General features: G+C 68.9%; 17 protein-coding genes. 10 read left to right on the top strand and 7 right to left on the bottom strand.

The annotated features are described in order from the left end of the window. Positions 1-146: 146 nt before the first annotated feature. Positions 147-560 (top strand): hypothetical protein, encoded by a 414-nt coding sequence (locus tag BLS34_RS11150; protein ID WP_028796235.1) that lies wholly within the window; start codon positions 147-149, stop codon positions 558-560. A 100-nt stretch (positions 561-660) separates the two neighbouring features. Here the strand turns inward: BLS34_RS11150 and BLS34_RS11145 are convergent, their stop codons facing one another. The 4 genes from BLS34_RS11145 to BLS34_RS11130 form a co-directional block, all read right to left on the bottom strand. Continuing rightward, on the bottom strand, positions 661-1,302 hold the full coding sequence (locus tag BLS34_RS11145) for a hypothetical protein (RefSeq protein WP_028796234.1): 642 nt from the start codon (positions 1,300-1,302) through the stop codon (positions 661-663). Between the two features lie 307 nt (positions 1,303-1,609). Next, complete coding sequence (locus BLS34_RS11140; RefSeq protein ID WP_028796233.1) at positions 1,610-1,978, bottom strand: hypothetical protein; 369 nt, start codon at positions 1,976-1,978, stop codon at positions 1,610-1,612. A gap of 91 nt (positions 1,979-2,069) precedes the next feature. Further along, entirely contained in the window at positions 2,070-2,564 is a 495-nt protein-coding gene (locus tag BLS34_RS11135) for an Hpt domain-containing protein (protein WP_093150295.1), read from the bottom strand. Then, positions 2,564-3,055 (bottom strand): response regulator, encoded by a 492-nt coding sequence (locus BLS34_RS11130; protein WP_028796231.1) that lies wholly within the window; start codon positions 3,053-3,055, stop codon positions 2,564-2,566. The genes BLS34_RS11135 and BLS34_RS11130 overlap by 1 nt, the downstream gene beginning before the upstream one ends. A gap of 148 nt (positions 3,056-3,203) precedes the next feature. On the opposite strand from BLS34_RS11130, the gene BLS34_RS11125 reads away from it, so the two are divergent. Beyond that, positions 3,204-4,085 carry an amidohydrolase family protein gene (locus BLS34_RS11125; RefSeq protein WP_093150293.1) on the top strand — a complete coding sequence of 294 codons (882 nt, stop codon included), beginning with the start codon at positions 3,204-3,206 and terminating at the stop codon, positions 4,083-4,085. Between the two features lie 2 nt (positions 4,086-4,087). On the opposite strand, the gene BLS34_RS11120 is transcribed toward BLS34_RS11125, so the two are convergent. Together BLS34_RS11120 and BLS34_RS25385 are read right to left on the bottom strand one after the other, a co-directional pair. Beyond that, the gene (locus BLS34_RS11120) at positions 4,088-5,176 is read right to left on the bottom strand and encodes a cytochrome b/b6 domain-containing protein (protein WP_093150291.1); all 1,089 of its coding nucleotides are present in this window, start codon (positions 5,174-5,176) and stop codon (positions 4,088-4,090) included. Positions 5,177-5,268: 92 nt separating this feature from the next. Continuing rightward, positions 5,269-6,201, bottom strand: coding sequence for a DMT family transporter (locus BLS34_RS25385; protein WP_175474187.1), 933 nt, complete (start codon positions 6,199-6,201; stop codon positions 5,269-5,271). Between the two features lie 295 nt (positions 6,202-6,496). Between BLS34_RS25385 and BLS34_RS11105 the strand changes: the two genes are divergently transcribed. From BLS34_RS11105 to BLS34_RS11090, 4 genes are all read left to right on the top strand, one after another. Continuing rightward, entirely contained in the window at positions 6,497-7,363 is an 867-nt protein-coding gene (locus BLS34_RS11105; protein WP_093150287.1) for a DUF1194 domain-containing protein, read from the top strand. Positions 7,364-7,467: 104 nt separating this feature from the next. Next, entirely contained in the window at positions 7,468-8,241 is a 774-nt protein-coding gene (locus BLS34_RS11100) for a gamma-glutamylcyclotransferase (protein WP_093150285.1), read from the top strand. A 29-nt stretch (positions 8,242-8,270) separates the two neighbouring features. Next, a complete protein-coding gene (locus BLS34_RS11095) occupies positions 8,271-9,170 on the top strand; it encodes a DMT family transporter (RefSeq protein ID WP_211228997.1) in 900 nt (299 codons plus the stop codon). Between the two features lie 38 nt (positions 9,171-9,208). Then, entirely contained in the window at positions 9,209-9,982 is a 774-nt protein-coding gene (locus tag BLS34_RS11090) for an SDR family NAD(P)-dependent oxidoreductase (protein WP_093150283.1), read from the top strand. 11 nt (positions 9,983-9,993) lie between these two features. Here BLS34_RS11090 and BLS34_RS11085 read toward each other — a convergent pair whose 3' ends face one another. Continuing rightward, the gene (locus tag BLS34_RS11085; protein ID WP_093150281.1) at positions 9,994-11,211 is read right to left on the bottom strand and encodes a glycosyltransferase; all 1,218 of its coding nucleotides are present in this window, start codon (positions 11,209-11,211) and stop codon (positions 9,994-9,996) included. A gap of 106 nt (positions 11,212-11,317) precedes the next feature. Here BLS34_RS11085 and BLS34_RS11080 point away from each other — a divergent pair, with 106 nt between their 5' ends. The 4 genes from BLS34_RS11080 (at position 11,318) to BLS34_RS11065 (ending at position 14,158) form a co-directional block, all read left to right on the top strand. Further along, on the top strand, positions 11,318-12,019 hold the full coding sequence (locus BLS34_RS11080; RefSeq protein WP_093150279.1) for a DUF1028 domain-containing protein: 702 nt from the start codon (positions 11,318-11,320) through the stop codon (positions 12,017-12,019). A 32-nt stretch (positions 12,020-12,051) separates the two neighbouring features. Beyond that, positions 12,052-12,828, top strand: coding sequence for an N-formylglutamate amidohydrolase (locus tag BLS34_RS11075; RefSeq protein ID WP_215906091.1), 777 nt, complete (start codon positions 12,052-12,054; stop codon positions 12,826-12,828). 65 nt (positions 12,829-12,893) lie between these two features. Beyond that, on the top strand, positions 12,894-13,205 hold the full coding sequence (locus BLS34_RS11070; RefSeq protein ID WP_175474186.1) for a DUF1244 domain-containing protein: 312 nt from the start codon (positions 12,894-12,896) through the stop codon (positions 13,203-13,205). Between the two features lie 221 nt (positions 13,206-13,426). Next, positions 13,427-14,158 carry an SIMPL domain-containing protein gene (locus tag BLS34_RS11065; RefSeq protein ID WP_051245192.1) on the top strand — a complete coding sequence of 244 codons (732 nt, stop codon included), beginning with the start codon at positions 13,427-13,429 and terminating at the stop codon, positions 14,156-14,158. Positions 14,159-14,160 lie beyond the last annotated feature (2 nt).

Below are 14,160 nucleotides of genomic sequence, written 5' to 3'. Positions count from 1 at the left end.
CCGCACCTCCTCAGGTACTGAGGAAAGAAGGGTAGCTCGGTTACGCGCGCCGACCAGTCAGAACGTGTCGAATCCGAGAAACCTTGTTATCTTCCAAGGTCAAGGCCGGTCCGTCGGGTCGGCCGGCACGTGCGCGGGAGACGGCGATGGCACGCGGACAGGACTACGTGAAGGCCAAGGCGCTGGAAGCGGTCGAGGCGGCCGGCGGCAACCGGCACGAAGCGGCGCTGCTGCTCCGGGTCTGGGCGGATGCCGACGACAAGCTCTACCGCGCCCTGACCGCCCCGCTGATGGGCAACCTGACCGCTCTGGCCGTGCAGCGGGCCACCGGCGCCTCCGACGGCCATGCGATCGGCGGCACCGGCGGTCGCAAGAAGGGGGCGAAGGGCCGCAAGCAGCCGATCGCCGAGGCCGACCTGCTGGCCGCCATCGGATCGCGCAGCGGCCAGACCATGTCGAGCTACCGGCAGTCCGCCGCCCCGCCGGGCCAGGGCAGCGCGCGCCACAAGCAGGCGGTCACGCTGCTGGCCTCCGCCTATCGGCGCAAGCCATCGAGCTGAGCGTCGGGCAGGCGGGCCAGGTGCGCAAAGGAGATTGGCGCGCAAAGATCTGGTGCCCAAACCCGGTGTGCCGGGTTCGAGCGTGCCAGATTAGGTCCGGTCAGGCCGGGCGCGCCTTCACCATGTTCTCGTAGAGCTTGGCGATATAGGTCGGATCGGCACCGATCTGCTGGTTGGTGCGCGAGCGGTGCTCGGCCGTCTCCGCCACGCCGGCATTGATCATGTTCGGCGCCGCCTCGTCCGGGCAGATCGCCAGGCCGGTCTTCTCCAGGCTGGCCATGATGTCCTGGCTCTGCTTGCGGAAGCGCTGGAACGACGAGTCGAACTTGCCGGAATCCTTCTTGCCCGGACTGGAGGCCCGGGACAGCGCCATGGAGAAGATGTCGAGGATCAGGTTGGCATTCCGGGTCTCGATCCACTCGGTGATCATCGCGCCCCAGACCGCGCTCACATAGGTCCGCGAGGCCGAAGCCATCATGCCCTTCGACAGGGTCTGGTCGGCGGCCTGAACCATCGCGTCGGTCGGCATCCGCGGCACGATGACGAATCCCGCCAGCGTCAGCGACTCGACCACCTCCTCGGCGTCCTTGCGGTAGTTCTCCCACTCGTTCTCGATGAGGAACGACCCAAGGAAATCCACTTCGTTATTCTGGACATTGTTGAGGAACCGCGCGAATTCTTTCGCGAAATACTCCACAACGGAGGGCTGTTGACTGACCGGTGCCGCGTTCCTGCCACGCATCGCTATCATCCTAACGTTCCGGTGCGGACGAATTCAGCCAGACTTGGCCGCAACCGCCGCACCGCACTTCAAATCTCTTGCGCCCTCACCACCGTGGCGGTGTGACCCTTGATCTGTGTCACGCCGCAATACTGGCAATGAAGATCCCGACTAGTATCCCACAGATGGCACCGGTTTGGCACGTTTCTTAAGCCGGACTGCCCTGCCTGTGGCGGCGACTATAGACCTGACGAATTATTTTTGAAGTGTGATCTATCCGACAATGTCGCAAAGCACTCTACTACAAGGCGCATTTCGGCGCAGACGGCTATCGGGTGACCCGCGGCTTCAGAAATCTCGGGGGCGACGGAATGACCACCCGGTCCTGCGCCTCGCGGAGATCCTGCCAGTCCCGCGCGCTGTCTCGGGCCGACTCGCGCACCGGCGTGCGGCGCGGCTCCGCCGGCTTGGCCCGCATCCGCCGGGCCCGGCGGGAGGCGTCATCGCCGATGCTGGAGCGTTGCCAGGAGGGAAGGGCGTCGAAGGCGGCCGACGCGGTGCGCAGATCGGCGCTGCGGCCGGAGCGGTAGGCCCGGTTCACCTCGCGCGCCACGATGCTGCCGGCACCGAGCTCGGCATTGACGGTTTCCGACAGCACGCCGAGAGCACGGCGATCCAGCGGGTCGATATCAGCCATCCGTTTCCCCCACCCAGCGGTTTGCGGTCCGATTCGCTCGGATCGCCAGAATATTCCAACCCGTGCGCATTGTCAGCTGTCAACGCCCGGGTCAGTCGTCCTTGAACTTCTCGCGAACCGCCGAGAACGCCTTGAGCACCGCCGCTTCGGTCGGCCCGCCCCGGCCGGTGATGTTGTCCGCCAGCACCACGTACAGTGCGTCGATATGCAGGTCGATGATATCGACCCGGCGCGGGTCGAGTTCCTGCAGTCCGGAGACGAAGTCGTTCAGCGACTTGCCGATGGCGGTCAGCAGGTCGAAGCCGATGGTGCCGCCGGCGCCCTTGATCTCCAGTGAGTCCCGATAGATCGCGTGCAACGCCTGGCCGGCATCCGCCTCGCCGTCCGACGCCTCGCGCAGGGCGGTGCGCATGGCGACCAGACGGGCGGCGATGTCGGCGGTGAAGCTGTCCCGGGCCTTGTGGACCACCTGCTCCAGCTTCTGCACCATGGCCGGCGAGAGCTTGAAGTCGAATCCCCTCGTATGGTTCACCGCCTTGCGCCGGAGGTCCGGCCGCGGCGGGATGATCTGGGCCCTGCGCGCCATCAGTCGGCGCGCCGCCGGTCCGGTCCGCCGTAGTCGACCTGCCGCCGACGGCGGTCCGGGCCGAAATAGTCGTCGATATTGACGAAAGCGCGGGGTCTGGCGATCACCGAGACCAGCCGGCGGTACAGGCCCTCCACGTTGAACGGCTTGGCGAGGAACTCGGTCACGCCGCGGTCGCGGGCGCGCATCACGTATTCCTCTTCGGAATTGGCCGTCAGCATGATGATCGGAATCATGCGGTCCGGCGAATCCATGCCGGTGCGGATCCAGTCGATCAGGTCGATCCCGGTCTCCGGCTCCATGTGATACTCGGTGATGATGATATCCACCGGCTCGCCGCGCAGGACGTTGCGGGCACGCGCCACCGACGTGACGCTGCGGACGCGCGTCACCTCCAGCATGGCAAGGATGTCCCGGATGAGCTGGGTCGACAGCTTGTTCTGGTCGACGATGAGAAAGCTCACCTTGGAGAAGTCGATTTTTTCGGGCATGAGCGCGCCGTTTCTCGGCCTCTCCGGTGGAACCCAGCAAGTCGGGCAAAACATAAGCGGGGTAAGCGGCCATGTAAATCTTCAGCCCGCCTCAAAGCGGCATTTCCGCGTGTTTACTTCCGTTAACCACGACGCCAGGATCGCCGCCATGAACGATGCGTCAATTCCGGTCTGCCAGGCGGCGGACCCCGCTCCCCGGTCACCAGGCTTCGCCGTGCCGGATGGGGCGACCGATTGCCATTTCCATGTGTTCGGCCCGGCCGACCGCTTCCCCTATACCCCGAACCGAACCTACACTCCGCCGGACCAACCGGCGGAGGCGTATCGCCATCTGATCGACACCCTGGGCGTGACCCGCTGCGTCACCATCCACCCCAGCGTCTACGGCACCGACAATGCCATCACCGAGTGGCTGCTGAAGGAGGCCGCCGGCTGGTCCGGGATCGAGATGCGCGGCATCGCGGTGCTCGACGCCGGGATCGACGACGCCGCGCTGCGCCGCCTGGACAAGCTCGGCGTGCGCGGGGTGCGCTACAACCTGCTGTACAAGGGCGGCCCGCCCGCGGAGGAGATCCGCGCCATGGCCGGGCGCATTGCCGAGATGGGCTGGCACATCCAGTTCCTGGTCGACGTCTCCAGCTTCGACCTGGCGACCTATGCCGACCTGCCGGTGGAGATCGTGGTCGACCATATGGGCCATATGGACCCGACCAAGGGGCTGGAGGAGCCGGGCTTCGCCACCCTGCTCGACCTGCTGCGGGGCGGCCGCACCTGGGTGAAGCTGTCCGGCGCCTATCGCAGCACCAACCTGCAGCAGACGCCCTACACGGACGTCGTGCCGATCGCCCGGGCCCTGGCGCGGACCGCGCCGGAGCGCTGCGTATGGGGGACGGACTGGCCGCATCCCTTCGCCCAGATCCCAATGCCGAACGACGGCGACCTGATGGACGAACTGGCGGTGTGGGTCCCCGACGAGAAACAGCGCAATGCCATCCTGATGGACAACCCGGCCAGGCTCTACGGCTTCTGACCCTACTCGGCGCGGGTGGCGGTCACCGAGATGGAGATCGTCACCTCGTCGCCCACCGCCATGTTGGTCGCCCATTCGCCGGTGCCGATGGCGAAGTCGTGGCGGCTGACCACCAGTGATCCCTCCGCATGGGCCGTCTCGCCGTCGATCCGCAGCGTGAAAGGCAGGGTGAGCGGCTCGCTCCGACCCTTCAGCGTCAGGCTGCCGACGGCCCGGTAGCCCTCCGACCAGCCATGGATCTCGCGGGCTTCGAACACCGCCTCGGGAAAGGCGTCCACGGCGAAGAATTCCGTGCCCCGGGCCTGGGCGTCGCGGTCGTCGTCGCCGGTATCGAGCGACGCCGTCTCGATCACCACCCGGACCTCGCCCGCCGGGCCTTCCGGATCGAAGAGGATGTCGACGGTGTAGTCGCGAAACACGCCCTCGATGGGCGTTCCGAGCTGGGTGAAGGTGAAGGCGATCCTGCTTCTGGTCGGATCGGCGTGCCAGGGGGCCAGTTCCTCGGCCGGGGCCGCCCGCACAGCGCCGGCGCCGACCAGAACCAGGACGAAGGCACCGGCGAGCATCCGGCGCAGGGTGGCGTCCCGGTCGCGGAAGTGGTGCTTGAGCGCGGCGGCGACATGCAGCGCCACCAGGGCCAGCAGCCCGTAGGCCAGGGTGCCGTGCGCCCGTTCGAACAGCTGCGCGAGGTCGCGGTCGGGCGCGATCGGATTGGGCAGGACGACGAGCCCGAACAGGTTTACAGGCGTGTTCGCCGCCGCCGACATCAGCCAGCCGAGCACCGGCATCGCGATCAGGCAGGCGTAGAGCAGCCAATGCGCCCCCGTGGAGGCCCGGCGCTGCCAGGCGCTGTCGCCGAGAAACGGCGGCTGCGGATTCGCCAGGCGCCAGAGCAGCCGCAGGACCGTGACCGTCAGGATGGTGAGGCCGAGCGACTTGTGCCAGCCATAGGCCTGCAGCTTGGCCAGCCCAACCGGCAGGGCGTCCATGCGCCAGGCGATCGCGAACATCGCCGCCACCGCCAACGCCGTCAGCCAGTGCAGCCCCCTGGCCGCCCAGCCGTATCGCTCCGGAGAATTGCGTATCGCCATCACACGGCCTCCCTGACCTCATAAGATGGGCCGGGTCGGCGCCGCGCCAAGCCGCCGGAGACGATCACCGTTCGGCGATCATGGCCCGGCGATCACCCCCTGCCCTGCCGCTGCGCCACATGCTCGCGCCAGGACAGATAGATGCCGCTGGCGATCAGGATGGCGATGCCGGTCCAGGTGAAGGCGTCGGGGAAGTCGCCGAACCAGAGATAGCCGATGGTCGTCGCCATCACGATCTCCGCATAGATGAAGGGCGAGATCACCGAGGCCGGGGCCTGCTCGAAGGCGCGGATCATGAAGTAGTGGCCGAACGCCCCGACCGAGCCCATCACCGCCATGCGGATCCAGTCGGCCGCATCCGGCGTCTGCCACACGAAGGGCAGCAGGATCGCCGTGCCGACCACCCCGACGAGCGAGGTATAGGCCAGCGTCACCAGCGGCGGGGCTGCGGTGCTGAGATGCCGGGTCAGCAGGGCATAGGCGGCGATGCAGCAGCCGGCCGCCAGGGCCAGGACCGCCCCCGGCTGGAACACGCCGAGACCGGGCCGCAGGATCACCAGCACCCCGAGAAAGCCGACCAGCACCGCGCCCCAGCGGCGCGCACCGACCTGCTCGCCCAGGAACAGCGCCGAGATCGCGGTGACGATCAGGGGTGCCACGAACATCAGGGCCAGCCCGTCGGCCAGCGGCAGGGTGCGCAGCGACCAGTAGAAGAACCCGGTCCCGGCCAGGATCGACAGGCCGCGGGTGATCTGCAGCGCCAGACGGTTGGCCCGGCGCAGCTCGCGTCCGTGGCGCAGGGCGGCGATCGGCACGATGAACAGCGACTGGAAGGCGAACCGGGCGAAGACGAGCTGGACCACCACGTAGCGGTCGCTCATGGACTTCGCCAGACCTTCCATGATCGGCAGCAGAGAGACCGACAGCAGCATCAGCCCGATCCCGAAAAGCACCCTGTCGGCCGGCGGTGGCGGCGCTTGCGGAGGCGTCGGATCGGTGACGGGCACGGCGGTGGGTTCGGTCATGGACGGCCTGCGGGATCTGGAGGGACCTGCGTGGAGAAGCCCATGGATGGACGGGCTCGGGAGGGATGGGCGCGGGCGGTAGGGCGTCCTACGATATCGGCACCGCCGCGCCAGGCCAACCGGGGAGGGTCCGATGGGCCTACCTTGAGTATCATGCCGCGCATCCCGTCGGACGATGCGGCGCGCCATATCCGCGCTATATCCCTGGGACGTTGGGTCTCGTGTTCGACAATCTCGGACGCCGGCTTCAGGACGGATCCTGAGCGCGGGCGCCCGACAAACCGGAGGTGTCCGCATGCTCCGCCTGCTGCCCGCCGCGCTCCTGCTGGTCCTTCTTGCCGGACCGGCCAGGGCCCAGACGCCCGTCGATCTCCAGCTCGTGCTGGCGGTCGACATCTCCCGCTCCATGGATCAGGACGAGCAGAGCCTCCAGCGTGCCGGATATGTCGCCGCCCTGCGCGACCCGCAGGTGATCGCGGCGATCCAGGGCGGCCCCCTGGGGCGGATCGCTCTCACCTATGTGGAATGGGCCGGCCAGGGGCTGCAGACGGTACTGGTGCCCTGGACCCTGATCGACGGGGCGGACTCCGCCGGTCTGGTCGCCGATGCGCTCGCCGTGCAGCCGCTTCAGCGCCTGCGCCGCACCTCGATCAGCAACGCGCTGACCTTCTCCGCCAGCCATTTCGAGACCTCCGGCTTCACCAGCCCCCGGCGGGTGATCGACATCTCCGGCGACGGTCCGAACAACCAGGGTTTCGAGGTGACCGAGGCGCGCGACGCGGTGATCGACCAGGGCATCACCATCAACGGCCTGCCGATCATGCTGAAGACCGGCTATCCGAGCGGGTTCTTCGACGTGCAGAACCTCGACCTCTACTACGAGGACTGCGTGATCGGCGGGTTCGGCGCCTTCCTGGTGACCGTGCAGGATGTCGGCGAGTTCGCCGGTGCCATCCGCCGCAAGCTGATCCTGGAGATCGCCGGTCGTGCGCCGGCGCCCCGCGCCGTCCCGGCCCGATGGTCGCCGATGCAGGGCACGCCGGGCCAGGGCTCGCAGCTCCAGGGCACGCAGCTCCAGGGCACGCCGGTCCAGGGCTTCGCCAGGACCGACTGCCAGATCGGCGAGAAGCTCTGGGACAGCTGGATGCGCGGCGCGGAATAGGCGGTGTCGACCACGACCCGGCATGACGCGATGCCGGAACGGAACCAATCCCGTTCCAGACCGACCCCTGGGATCCGGCGCCGCGTCGGTTATATGGGAGGTCCATGGCCAACTCACCGACTCCAGACGCCCCGAGCCCGTCCGAAGAACCGGCACCGGTCGCGCTGACCCGCGAGCGGCTGCGCTCCGGCGAGATCCGCGCGCTGCTGCATAAGCACGAGCCGACCATCAAGACCCTCAGCGACGAGGAGCTGGCGGCCTCGCAGGCGGCCATGTTCCCGGGCTCCGGCAAGCCCGAGGGCGATGTCTGGCTGTTCGGCTACGGCTCGCTGATCTGGAACCCGGCCATCGAGTTCGCCGAGCAGCGCTGCGCCACCGTGCGCGGCCTGCACCGGCGGTTCTGCCTGCGCACCGAGCTCGGCCGCGGCACGCCGGATCAGCCGGGCCTGGTGCTCGGCCTCGACCGCGGCGGTGTCTGCCGGGGCGTTGCGTTCCGTATTCCCAGGGAGCATGCCGAGACGGAGCTGGAGATCGTCTGGCGCCGGGAGATGGTCACCCACGCCTACCGGCCGCGCTGGCTGAAGGCGCAGACCGACCAGGGCCCGATCGACGTGCTGGGCTTCGTGATCAACCGATCCGGCGAACGCTATTGCGGCCAGCTTCCGGAGGACGAGGCGGCGGAGACCATTGCCCGGGCCTGCGGCTTCCTGGGGCCGTGCTGCGAGTATCTGTTCAACACGGTGTCCCATTTGCGCGACCTCGGCATGCCGGATGCGGGGCTGGAGCGGCTGGCCGGCAAAGTGGCGGCCAAACAGGCGGCGGCCAAGTTGGGACAAGGCCCCGACGGCGGTCTCGACGTCCCGCGGCGGAGCGCGTAAGACGGGAGGATCTCACTCCCGAGGGTATCGTGGTCGCGCCGAACACGCCGAACTATCTGGACGACGGGCATGTGGGCCGCGGCATCCTGCTGATCTGCGGCGGCTTTCTGCTGTTCGCCTTCCTCGATACCTCGGCCAAGGTGCTGTCCCGCGACCTCGACACCCTGCAGATCGTCTGGGCCCGCTTCGTCGGCCATGCGGTCCTGGTGCTGCTGGTCCTGCTGCCGCGCAAGGGGCCGCGGGTCTTCGCCACCAGCAACCTGCGCCTGCAGATCGCCCGCTCGGTCCTGCTGGTGATGTCGACCGTGCTGAACTTCACCGCCGTCAGCTACCTGCCGCTGACCACCACCGCCTCGATCTTCTTCACCGCCCCGCTGCTGGTCGCCGCCCTGTCGGTGCCGCTGCTGGGCGAGACCGTCGGCTGGCGGCGCTGGTCGGCGATCGCGGTCGGCTTCATCGGCGTGCTGGTGATCATCCGGCCCGGTGCGGCGGAGGTGCATTGGGCCGTGGGGCTTTGCCTGGGCAACGCCCTGGTCGCCGCCCTGTACAGCATCGCCACCCGCAAGCTGGCGGCCCGCGACCATTCCGACACCACCTCGCTGTATTCCCCGCTGGTCGGTGCGGTCATCCTGCTGCCGATCCTGCCATACGTCTGGAGTGCGCCGGAGACGCTCACCAATTGGGCGCTGCTGCTGGGGCTCGGCGTGTTCGGCGGGGTCGGCCACTGGCTGGTGATCATCGCCCACCGCTACGCCGGCGCCTCGGTGCTGGCTCCCTTCACCTACAGCGCCATCCTGTGGATGACGATCTCCGGCTATCTCGTCTTCGGCGACCTGCCGGACCAGTGGACCGTTGTCGGCGCCGCGATCGTGATTGCCAGCGGGCTCTACGTCTTCCACCGTGAACAGGTCCGCAAGGCGGAACGCTAACCGTCGAGAGCAAGAAACTCCCAGGGAGAGACCGACCGATGACCGTGGCGACCCAACTCTTCGACCTCACCGACCGGGCGATCCTGATCACCGGCGCCTCGCGCGGCATCGGCCTCGCCATGGCCCGGGCCTGCGGTGCCCATGGCGCCACCGTGGTGCTGAACGGCCGCAACGCCGAGGCCCTGCAGAGCCGGGTCGACGAGTTGACGGCCGAGGGCATCAGGGCGGAGGCCGAAGCCTTCGACGTGACCGACGAGGCGGCCGGCCGCGCCGCCCTGGAGCGAATCGTCGGTCGCCATGGCCGGCTCTGGGGCCTGATCGCCAATGCCGGGGTGCAGCATCGGGTGCCGGTGCTCGACTTCCCGACCGAGGATTTCCGCCGGGTGGTCGACACCAACCTGACCGCCTGCTTCACCCTGGGCCGCGACGCCGCCCGGTACATGGTGGAGGCCGGCGGCGGCCGGATCGTCAACACCGTCTCCATGCTCGGCCCCCAGGCGCGGCCGACCGTCCCGGCCTATATCGCCGCCAAGGAGGGCCTGCGCGCCCTGACCCGGGCGATGGCCGTGGAACTGGGATCGAAGGGCATCACCGTGAACGCGGTCGCCCCGGGCTATGTCGCCACCGAGATGAACACCGCGTTGATCGAGAACACGGAGTTCAATGCCTGGGTCGTCGGCAAGACGCCGCTCGGCCGCTGGGCCGATCCGGCGGAGCTGGGCGGGGCGGCGGTGTATCTCATGGCCGATGCCGGCAGCTTCGTCAGCGGCCAGATCCTCGGGATCGACGGCGGCATGAGCGTGCAGGTTTAAGGGAACGCCCCTCACGCCCCCGCCAACGCCTTGACCCGGCCGAGCATCGTCGCGATCGCCGCCTCCGGATCCCCGAGATCGACCGTGCCGGCCGCTGCCAGGGCTCGCTCGGCGATGCCCTGATCCGACGCCAGGTTGGAAATCGCGTTGCGCAGGCTGGTCTCGTCCTCATGGCCGCCGGAAAGGACGACGGTGCCGCCGGTAGCCGCCAGACCACGCGCCGTCACCGAATGCTCCAGATTCCAGGGCAGGATGAACTGCGGCGTGCCGGCCAGCAGGGCGGCCACCGCCGTCGACAGGCCGCCATGGTGGACGATCAGCCGCACCGACGGAAGCACCGTGGCGAAATCCTGCGGCTCCGGATGGATCGTCAGCCCGGGCCCGCTTTCCGCGCGCGCCCCGTCCGGCGCCAGATCGGAGATATAGCCGCTTCCCCGCACCTTGGCCGCCTTGGTCGCCGCCACCGCCACCGGAGTCAGCTTGTGGCTGCGCGGCAGGTACAGGAACACGCCACGCTCCTCGCGCTCCGCCAGGGGCTTCGGCGTGATGTTGCGCGGCATGTTGAACGGCGGCAGGGTCGTCTCGGTCCGGTAGGCGGCGTAGGGGTCGACCAGGGGCAGGGAGAACACGAAGGTCTCGTCGCCGTGCAGGGCGTCGGCCACGTAGTCGACCGGCGGATCGCCCAGGGCGGCCAGCGCCGCGTTGATCGAACGGTGCAGCGCCCGCTCGTTCTCGACGCTGAACGGCTCCAGTTTCTCCTGCCAGGGCCGGATCGGCGGCATCGGCCGGCCGGCCGGCGGCGTGGTGTAGCCGTTGCCGACGCCGATATGCGGCACCCGGCCCCGCGCCGCCAGGTTCAGGGTCGGCGAGAAGTCGCCCACCACCACGTCCGGCTTCACCACATCGATCAGATCGCGCCAGGCGGAGATGCGCTGGCGCAGCGCCTCCACGTTGCCGTAGCCGATGATCCGCAGCACGTCGGCGAAGATATGGGTCGGGATCTGCCGGATCTTGGGATCGCTGGGGATGTTCCAGCGCGGCGCCTGGATGACCCGCACCCCCGGCAGCCGCCGGCCGGTGGCCCGGTCGATCAGGGCGTCGCCGCGCTCGATCTCCTGCAGCGCGCAGACGATCTCCCAGCCTTCGGCCGACAGACGCTCGGCGATCGGACGGAACCGCGTGACGTGACCGAGGCCGGCCCCGAATTCCCAACCAAAAAGTACGCGCACTTCGCCAGATCCCGTGCTTCGATAGGCAGACCCCACCTCATAGCGCGCCCGGACGGCCAAGGCCACTCCGGCCCGCGCCGTAAGACGCATGAACCGGAGTTAGCCGATGACCTTCTCCATCGCGGCGCGCGATCCCGAAACCGGTGCCTTCGGCCTGGCCGTCACCACCTCCGGCCTCGCCGTCGGCAGCCGCTGTCCGCATGCGCGCGCCGGCGTGGGCGCAGTGATGAGCCAGCACCGCACCGACCCGCGCCTCGGCATGCTCGGCCTCGACCTGCTCGCGCGCGGACTGAGCGCCGAGGAGACGCTCGCCGCCCTTGTCGCCGGTCGCGCGGACGCCGCCTGGCGGGAGATCGCCGTGGTGGACAATGCCGGCCGGACCGCCGCCTTCCACGGCAGCGAGATCTACTCCCTGCACGGCAACGCGACCCGCGAAGGCGCGATCGCGCTGGGCAATATCCTGGCCGACGAGGCGGTGCCCGGCGCGATGCTGGACGGGTTCTTCGGCACGATGGCGGATCCGCTCGAGCTGCGCCTGGTGACGGCGCTGGAGGCCGGGCTGGCGGCCGGCGGGGAGCTCGGCACGCTGCAGACCGCCGCCCTGCTGATCGTGCGCGACGACCCGTTCCCGTGGATGGACCTGCGCATCGACCGCTCGCAGGCCCCCCTGGAGGACCTGCGGGCCTTGGCGATGGCCTATGCCCCGGCCGCGGACGGTATCCGGCAGACCGCGGTGGCCCCGGAAACCGTGCCGAACAATGCCGAGATGGTGCGTCGCCACGCGGCGCTGATCGCCGCCCGCTCTTGAGCGCCGCGGTGCCGGGCTCTATGACACCGCGCATGACCCTGCTCACCGAGTCCGATCCGTCGCCCTTCGAGGTCGTGAATCCCGATGCCGCCGCGCCGGTGGTCTTCGTCTCCGACCACAACGCCAACGCGGTCCCGGCCGCGCTGGAGGAGCTGGGCCTGCCCGAGGGGGAACTGGGGCGGCATATCGGCTACGACATCGGCATCGACCGGGTCGCCCGCCGCCTGGCCGAGCGGTTCGCGGCCCCCCTGGTGGTCAGCGGCTATTCGCGGCTGGTCTGCGACGTGAACCGGGTGCCGTATTCCCCGGCCTCCATTCCCGAGATCTCCGACGGCACACCCATCCCGGCGAACCAGAACCTGCAGGACGCGGACAAGCAGGCCCGCTACGACGCCCTGTTCCATCCCTATCACGGCGCCGTCGCCGACCTGCTCGACCGGCGGATGGCGGCGGGCGATCGGCCGCTCTTCGTCGCCCTGCACAGCTTCACCCCGACCCTGGTCAGCGCGCCGGCGGACCGGCCCTGGGAGATCGGCTTCCTGTGGGACGAGGACGCAGCCACCTCCGCCCTGGCGATGCGGATCTTCCGCAGCCTGTTTCCGGATGCCTGCGTCGGCGACAACCAGCCCTATTCCGGGGCCACGCCCGAGGGCTATTCGATCCCGGTCCATGCCGAACGGCGCGGCTTGAAGAATCTCTGCCTGGAATTCCGCCAGGACCTGATCGCCGAGCCGGCGGGCGGCGCGCTCTGGGCCGACCGATTCGGCGATGCGCTGGCGGAACTTCTGCGCACCGGCGGCAAGGGGTAGCATCGCCCGGCTGCGGGACCGATATTCTGTGCAACAACCGACAACCGCAGCCCGGAGGATCGACCATGGCCGACCAACCGAAGATCGACGCCGCCACCCGCACCGAGCTGGAGGCCGCCGCCTTCCGCACCCTGGTGGAGCATCTGCGCGAGCGCACCGACGTTCAGAATATCGACCTGATGAACCTGGCGGGCTTCTGCCGCAACTGCCTGTCCAAGTGGTACCGGGCCGCGGCCGAGGACAAGGGTCTCGACCTGGACTACGAGCAGGCCCGCGAGATCGTCTACGGCATGCCCTACCCGGAGTGGAAGGCGAAGCACCAGGCCGAAGCCAGCGCGGAGCAGAAGGCCGCCTTCGACGCCCAGGCCAAGCACTGAGCCCCGTCGCACCGGCGACGCGGCCGCCGGGCAGCGATCTGAGACGGCGAGGGTCGCCGGTGACACACTTCGAGACAATGTAGAGCGGGACAGGACGAACCGGAATCGGGCACCATGCCGGGCGCCGTCCGGTTCTGCCGCAGTCACGTCCAACACCTGTCACGATTGCGGGCCCATGATATCGGCACGGACCAAACGGCAGCCTGCGAGGAAGTGAGACCATGCCGGATCAGTTGCGTATCGCCGCCCTTCTCCTGTGCTCCGTCGTCGTCGCCGTGGGCGTCGCCGTGGCCGGCAAGTTCGTCGGCGACGGGTTCCGCGACGGCCGCGCCACCGACCGCTACGTGACGGTCAAGGGCGTGGCCGAGCGCGAGGTCGTCGCGGACCTCGCGGTCTGGCCCGTGCGCATCACCGAGACCGGCGACGACCTGGGCGCCACCCAGTCGCGGCTGGAGCAGGATGTCGACGCCCTGGTGGTCTTCCTGGTGGGCGAGGGCGTGCCGCAGGAGAGCATCCTGCGCGGCCGGGTGGAGGTGCAGGACCTGCTGGCCCAGGCCTACCGGCCCGAGGGCATCGAGAAGGGCCGCTACATCCTCGCCCAGACCGTCACCGTGCGAACCGGCAACGTGGCGCTGGTCGACACCGCCTCCTCGCGGATCGGCGAGCTGGTCAAGATGGGCGTGGTCTTCGCCGAGACCGGCGGTCCGAGCTACGTCTTCACCGGCCTGAACGAGATCAAGCCGGACATGATCGCCGAGGCCACCAGGGCGGCCCGCGAGGGCGCCCAGCGCTTCGCCGAGGACAGCGGCAGCACCGTCGGCGTCATCCGCCAGGCGAATCAGGGCGTCTTCACCATCGGTCCGCTGGAAGGCTGGAGCGACTACAACGCCGACGGCGCCATCGAGAAGCGGGTGCGCGTGGTCTCGACGATCGACTTCTTCCTGCGGGATTGAGC

The sequence above is a fragment of the Thalassobaculum litoreum DSM 18839 genome (assembly GCF_900102465.1).
In the GTDB taxonomy this organism is placed as follows: Bacteria; Pseudomonadota; Alphaproteobacteria; order Thalassobaculales; family Thalassobaculaceae; genus Thalassobaculum; species Thalassobaculum litoreum.
This window is presented reverse-complemented; position numbering and strand designations above follow the sequence as displayed.